General features: G+C 59.0%; 7 protein-coding genes. 5 read left to right on the forward strand and 2 right to left on the reverse strand.

Annotation, left to right across the window (positions count from 1 at the left end):
- From HLA95_RS26415 to HLA95_RS26430, 4 genes are all read left to right on the forward strand, one after another.
- The coding region (locus HLA95_RS26415; protein WP_222182689.1) for an integrase core domain-containing protein at positions 1 to 130 on the forward strand (130 nt) is incomplete at its 5' end.
- 634 nt (positions 131 to 764) lie between these two features.
- Positions 765 to 1,073 carry a hypothetical protein gene (locus HLA95_RS26420; RefSeq protein WP_191060330.1) on the forward strand — a complete coding sequence of 103 codons (309 nt, stop codon included), beginning with the start codon at positions 765 to 767 and terminating at the stop codon, positions 1,071 to 1,073.
- A 215-nt stretch (positions 1,074 to 1,288) separates the two neighbouring features.
- Positions 1,289 to 2,272: a sensor histidine kinase gene (locus HLA95_RS26425; protein WP_191060329.1), complete on the forward strand. Its 984-nt coding sequence runs from the start codon at positions 1,289 to 1,291 to the stop codon at positions 2,270 to 2,272.
- Between the two features lie 15 nt (positions 2,273 to 2,287).
- Positions 2,288 to 2,677, forward strand: coding sequence for a response regulator (locus tag HLA95_RS26430; RefSeq protein WP_222185027.1), 390 nt, complete (start codon positions 2,288 to 2,290; stop codon positions 2,675 to 2,677).
- Positions 2,678 to 2,785: 108 nt separating this feature from the next.
- Here HLA95_RS26430 and HLA95_RS26435 read toward each other — a convergent pair whose 3' ends face one another.
- Positions 2,786 to 3,853 carry an AI-2E family transporter gene (locus HLA95_RS26435; RefSeq protein WP_191060328.1) on the reverse strand — a complete coding sequence of 356 codons (1,068 nt, stop codon included), beginning with the start codon at positions 3,851 to 3,853 and terminating at the stop codon, positions 2,786 to 2,788.
- Positions 3,854 to 4,424: 571 nt separating this feature from the next.
- Here HLA95_RS26435 and HLA95_RS26440 point away from each other — a divergent pair.
- A complete protein-coding gene (locus tag HLA95_RS26440; RefSeq protein ID WP_191060327.1) occupies positions 4,425 to 5,663 on the forward strand; it encodes an SAM-dependent methyltransferase in 1,239 nt (412 codons plus the stop codon).
- A 204-nt stretch (positions 5,664 to 5,867) separates the two neighbouring features.
- On the opposite strand, the gene HLA95_RS26445 is transcribed toward HLA95_RS26440, so the two are convergent.
- Positions 5,868 to 6,086: a hypothetical protein gene (locus HLA95_RS26445; RefSeq protein ID WP_191060326.1), complete on the reverse strand. Its 219-nt coding sequence runs from the start codon at positions 6,084 to 6,086 to the stop codon at positions 5,868 to 5,870.
- Positions 6,087 to 6,230 lie beyond the last annotated feature (144 nt).

Genomic DNA, 6,230 nt, shown 5'->3' on the forward strand with positions numbered 1-6,230 from the left:
ACGGATCATCGATGCTTGGCGGGACGACTACAACGGCCACCGGCCCCACACGAGCCTCGGCGGCCTCACCCCGAACGAGGTCGCAACCCGGTCCAGACAGGACCACGACCAGAACGGACTCTGGTTATGAACGGGGGCAATCAGGGGGCAAGGTCACACCTCAGATGGAACACACGACGCCCTCGTGCTTCCTCGAATGGGTAGCCTGGTCGGAGGCAACATTGTGTGAGCCAAAGGCACAAGGCGGCTGCATGGCCGGCGAGCGGCAGGCGTCATCGAGGAGGCTGGTGGGCTAGGCGTGCGACTGAGCAAGTCATCCGCCGCCTAATAAAGGCTGGCCTACAGCTGGAAGAGACTGCGCCTACTAAACTCCTGCGGATAACGCCAAGGACAGTGATCCTGATGAATAAGACGCTCATGCGGTTTGCCAGTGCATGGCTTGTCTTGGCCGTGATGGCAAATGCAGCTGCAGTAGTTGGCGCATTTGCAAGATCTACAAGTTTTTACAGCGGTATTAGCGGTGCATTGAGCATATACAATCCTTTCGATATTACGAATCTTCTAACGCAGATCGCACTATTCCTTCCAATCTTCGTGGCGCTCTACTGGCGCAATAGCCGAATAGAGAGACCTACAGCCTAGATGTACTTGCTTATGCCTGGATGGCTTGCGGCCTCGGTACTTATGCACCAGCTGGCCGTTGTTGAGACAGCAAGGACCGGCCGTCACCCCCGCGACTGCCATCCGCTGCCAAGGAGAGACACGTGAGCGTCACCCTCATCAGCAGGTTTAAGACCCGGCGCAATGCCGAAATGGCGGTAGAGCACCTGGTCCAGGAGCTTGGACTGGAACGGACCAACATCTTCGTGGCTGCCGCCGGTGCCGAGAATACGGCTGGGGAGGAAAAGGCCGGATCAGATGATGAGGCCGATGTGCAGAACCTGGAGAATGAAGGCAGTCCTGCCTTGAACGGCGACATCGAGGTTTCGGTGGACATCCAGGACGAGACCACCGTTGAGCGGGTCCGTGCCAATTTTCGCGAGTTCAACGCAGCATACGTTGCAGAACAGTAGGGAAGGCCGCATTTGCAGCCGGCAAGGTATCAGTAGCGGGCCCCGCGTGCGACTGAGGAAGCCATCCGCCGCCCTATCGAGGCGGGATTGAGGACTCAAGGCGCCTCCTTTCCGGCAGCCAACACAGTTGCCCGCGAGGAGTCGGGGCGACCATAGTAAGGCGACCTCATGCGCACAAAGTGCGCTTCGGCTTCTTCGCGCGGGAAGGTGTGGCTGTGAACCTGGAAGACCTCTACCGCCTGCTGCGCACCGAGCATGTCCAGGCCCAGGGCATCGTGGACACCATCGACGATCCCTTGCTGGTCCTCGACCAGGCCTTGTGCGTGCACAGTGCCAGTCGCGCGTTCTTTGAGACCTTCAAGGTCAGCCGCGACGAGACGATCGGCCGGCCCATCTACGAGCTGGGCGATGGGCAGTGGAACATCCCCGAGCTGCGCCAGCTGCTCCAGGAGGTGGTGCCCAAGGCGCACGCTATCGTTGACTACGAGCTGAGCCACGACTTCCCGGGCATCGGGCAGCGCATCATGCTCTTGAGCGCTAAGCGCCTGTTCCACCCGGACAACAACAGCCCGAGCCTGCTGATCGTCATCGAGGACGTCACCGAGCGCCGCCGGATCAATCACGAGAAGGATCTGGTGATCGGTGAGATCCAGCACCGGCTGAAGAACCTGCTGGCGATCGTCCACGCCCTGGCACGGCAGACCGAGGTGAAGGACCGCTCCGCATCAGACTACCGGGACGCCTTCCTCGGCCGGCTGGACGCCCTCATCAAGGCCTACGACCTGTCCCTGCCCGGCCAGGTCCGGCCCGACCTGCACGAGCTGGCCGCGCGGCTGTCCACCATGCTGGGCAGCGAGGCAGTGGTCATCGAGGCAAGTCCAGGCGTTCTCCTGACGCCTGCGCAGATGCTGCCGCTCGGCATGATCCTGCATGAGCTGGGCACCAATGCCGTCAAGCACGGCGCCCTGTCGGTGCCGGGTGGCCGGGTGCGGGTCGGCTGGACGCTCGGCGGTGCGGCGGGTGATCAGCACCTGGCGCTGCGCTGGCGGGAGGAAGGTGGGCCGACGGTGCAGCAGCCGGCCACCCGCAGCTTCGGCACCCGGCTGATCGACGCAGCGGCGCGCTATCTGCACGGGCGGGCGGAACTGACCTTCGCAACCAGCGGTTTGCAGGCGGAGATCAACCTGCCGATGCGCTGAGCATCAGGAGGACCGGTGCCCGACCGGGCGGGTTCACATGCGCCATCACCCACGCCTCTGGTGCTGGTGGTCGAGGACGAGTTCCTGCTCGCCATGGAGCTGGAGGCCATCATCCTGGCGCAGGGCTGGCAGGTGCTGGGGCCGGTGACCAGCGTCGAGGAAGCGCTCGACCTGCTGGGCACCCGGCTTCCGGACGTCGCTGTGCTCGACGTCAACCTCCATGGCGTGATGGTGACGCCGGTGGCGGAAGCGCTGGCGCGGCAGAACATCCCGTTCGTGCTGGTGACCGCCTACCAGCCGTCGCGGCTGCAGGGCAACGCGGTCCTGGCCGAGGCGGTCAATATCGGCAAGCCCGTCGGTGAGCGCCGCCTGGTCCAGGCGATCGTGCGGGTGATGCGCGCCTAGCGCATCCGGCGGCCTTCTTGGGAAATCTCAGCTAATTGGGGCCCGACTGTCAGAACACGATCGGGACCACCGCTATGTCGTTCCACGAACACGGTCCTTTCTCTGGCTTCAACGCACGGTGCCGTCGCCGTCAACGCGTTGTCTCGACGCCGTGAATATGTCCCATGCCGCGATAAACATGGCCGCGATGACCGGACCGACGACAAATCCGTTGAGCCCGAAAGTCGCGATACCGCCTAGCGTGGAGATAAGCACAACATAGTCAGGCATCTTAGTGTCTTTACCCACCAGGATCGGACGTAAGAAGTTATCGACAAGTCCAATGACGAGTGAACCGAACGCTATTAGGACTACGCCCTGCCAGACAGCCGCGCTCGCCAGAAGGTAGATTGCAACCGGAAGCCAGATTATGCCTGCACCTATCCCGGGCAGCAGTGAGAAGAAGGCCATCACTACTCCCAATAACAGCGGGGCGCCAATTCCAAGGAACCAGAATATCAACCCGCCAAGCGTTCCCTGCAGAAGGGCTATGAGCATGTTGCCCTTGACCGTGGCACGGATGACGACCGTGAATTTGCTGAAGAAGTCCTGCTTTTGCTCGGCGCGCAACGGAACTGCATCTCGGATACGTTTGGATAGTGTGGCCTCGTCGCGGAGCAGGAAGAATAGTAGATATATCATGACAAACAGGTTCACGATGAGATCGAACGTGCTCTGGCCAATGTTCAGGGCTTGGGTAGCGATGTACTGGCTGCCGGCCACGAGGCCGGCGGAGAGTTTTTCCTGCACCCCTCCGAGGCTCGCAACGCCGAAGTAGGTTAGCAGATCGGTTGCCCATCCAGGCAAGACATCGTGGACCTGCCGGAAGGACCGGACAAAATCCACCTCTCCCGACTGGACCTTTGCGTAGAAGCTTATGGCTTCCTGGGTCAACGACGCACCGATAAGCGTCATTGGCAGAATCACGATCGCTATGATGATAAGGACCGCAACGAAGGCGGCAAGGTTACGGCGCCCCTTCAGCGATCTCAACAATCTACGGTACAACGGAACAAATAGTATTGCAATAATGGTTCCCCATAGAATCGCACCATAGAATGGCCAAAGAAGCCACGCGAACGCCAGCGATATCAAAATAATAATTAACAAAAAGGCATTCTGCTCAACAGTGCGCATACCGATCTGCCCCGAACACGTAGTTTCTTTAACTTGGCCCACAGTGCCAAGCTTACTATTGCAAGTCGGGGGGCTCCGCGCAGGTTAATGACACTGCCCGAGGCGTTCGAGCTGCCTTTTGCCAGCGCGTAGCAGCGCGAAGCCGCAGTATCAATTCATCCAGCTCGAGCCCGACCGAGCGGATCCCTTCAGCTACCCCTTCTGCAAGTGCCTTCAACTGCCAGACTGAAGGTCGGGGAGATCGGCGCAAGAACCCCTCGCCCCAGCTTTGCCAGATAGATTGGACGTGTAGGTGAGCACCTCCGGCAGGAAACGCCGGATCCCTGTCGTTGGTGCGAACAATGGCTCACCTTTCAACCCTTCGAGATAGCGTCGGTCGCCCCCCTCTCGATCTCATTGACCCGGCTACCTCTGTCCATGCACGCTCCGGAATGACAATGATCGTGGAGCGACGGCGTTCCCGGGAGGATGGGGGGACGTACCTAAGGGAACCTCTTTAGGCCTCGGCATCTATTCTAGGTCGCACCAAGCGCATTGACCGCCACCTCATCCAGAGGCGGAGGACAGCTATATGCTATTTCCTGCGATCCTACATTCAGTCGTTCGCGTCGGCAGTCTCCATCTGATCGACGGTTCCGGCCGGACCCATGAGTATGGCGACGGCTCCCTGCCTCGCTGCACCGTCCGCCTTGGCGCTCGCCACCTTGACTACATGCTCGCGCTGAACCCGGAGCTGTCGCTTGGCGAAGCCTACATGAATGGCCTGCTGACGGTGGAAGAGGGGACGCTGTTCGATCTTCTTGAGATCGCGGCAAGGAACGACAGCAGCAAGCCGGCTTGGAACTCGCTTTTGCCGCGCATGATGCGGCGGCTTAGGCAAAGCAATCCAGTTGAGCGGGCTCGTCGCAACGTTGCCCATCATTATGATCTATCCGATAAGCTATATTCCATGTTTCTTGATGAGGACTGGCAATATTCATGCGCCTACTTCGTGTCGAAGGATGATGATCTAGACACGGCACAGGCAAACAAGAAGCATCATATCGCGGCAAAACTACTTCTCGAACCGACGGGTCTCAAGATACTCGATATTGGCTCGGGTTGGGGCGGGCTTGCCTTATATCTCGCTGAAGAAGCAGATGCTGATGTCACCGGTATTACCTTGAGTGTTGAGCAGCACAAGATGTCCCAGGCGCGTGCAGCGGCGGCAGGTCTCGCTGACCGCGTGCGGTTTCATCTGCGTGACTATCGCGAGCAGGCAGGTGTATTCGACAGAGTAGTTTCGGTTGGTATGTTTGAGCATGTTGGGCGAAAGAATTACGGCAAATTTTTTCGAAACATCGATAGTTTGCTTGATGTCAATGGCATTGCGATACTGCATTCGATTGGAAGATCAGATACGCCATCACCAATAAGTCCGTTTATTAGTAAATATATATTCCCTGGAGCTGATCTTCCGTCACTGTCTGAAGTATTTGCCGCGACGAAAAAAACAGATCTAATTGTTACCGATGTGGAGATACTCCGACTGCACTATGCAGAAACACTTCGCCATTGGCGCGATCGTGTTGTTGCTAATCGCGAGCACATTGTCGCGCTCTATGACGAGCGGTTCTTTAGAATGTGGGAATTCTATTTGACACTATGTGAAATTGGATTTCGTTTTGGCTCGTTGATGGTTTTCCAGATGCAGCTCGCCAAGAGGTTTGACGCTGTCCCAGTGACCAGAGATTACATGACGGACTGCGAACGCCAGGTAAGAGCCTTGAGGAAGCGGGCGTCCACTCGTCGAGATCCAATCGCACACTAGGCCCTTGAGGGGTGATGCGCATCTCCTCCCTCACGCCTTCACGAACAAGCGGGGCATATCGTCGAACGGTGCCTCGCTACACGGCACGAACCCGCGGATAGCATAGGCCTTCGACTCCAGGCAGAACGGTAGGTACTGATCGGCCCGGCTGCCCAGCGTGCTCCAAGCACTGCCGCTGTTGGTGCTGACCTGCCGCTCCATCCGTCAGTGCAGCGCGCTGCTCATCCGCTCGAACAGCCCCATGAGCTTGGCCAGCCCTCGCAGCGCTGCCACCTCTTCGCGCAGCGCAGTGACACTCGCCTCGCTGTGCATGGCTGCATCCCAAGCCGGTGTGCCGAGGCCCTGCAGTACCGGCAGCATTCGCGCGTTCAGCTGAGCGATCCCGGAGCCAAGTGCGGCGAGCTCGAACACTGACTTCTTCATCCCTTCGGCTCCAGGCAGAACGGCAGGTACTGAGTCGCCCGGCCACTCATGTTGCTCTACGAGCTGCCGCTCCTGGTGCTGCTGCAAATCCAGCTCAGTTGGTGGTCTGGAACCGTCGAGCGTCAGTCCTCATCGTTCGCAATG

It is taken from the genome of Geminicoccus harenae (assembly GCF_019800005.1).
In the GTDB taxonomy this organism is placed as follows: Bacteria; Pseudomonadota; Alphaproteobacteria; order Geminicoccales; family Geminicoccaceae; genus Geminicoccus; species Geminicoccus harenae.

Excerpts from the sequence above, each read along its gene's own strand:
- HLA95_RS26435 (WP_191060328.1), bottom strand. The coding sequence starts at position 3,853 with ATGCGCACTGTTGAGCAGAATGCCTTTTTGTTAATTATTATTTTGATA.
- HLA95_RS26440 (WP_191060327.1), top strand. The coding sequence starts at position 4,425 with ATGCTATTTCCTGCGATCCTACATTCAGTCGTTCGCGTCGGCAGTCTC.
- HLA95_RS26445 (WP_191060326.1), bottom strand. The coding sequence starts at position 6,086 with ATGAAGAAGTCAGTGTTCGAGCTCGCCGCACTTGGCTCCGGGATCGCT.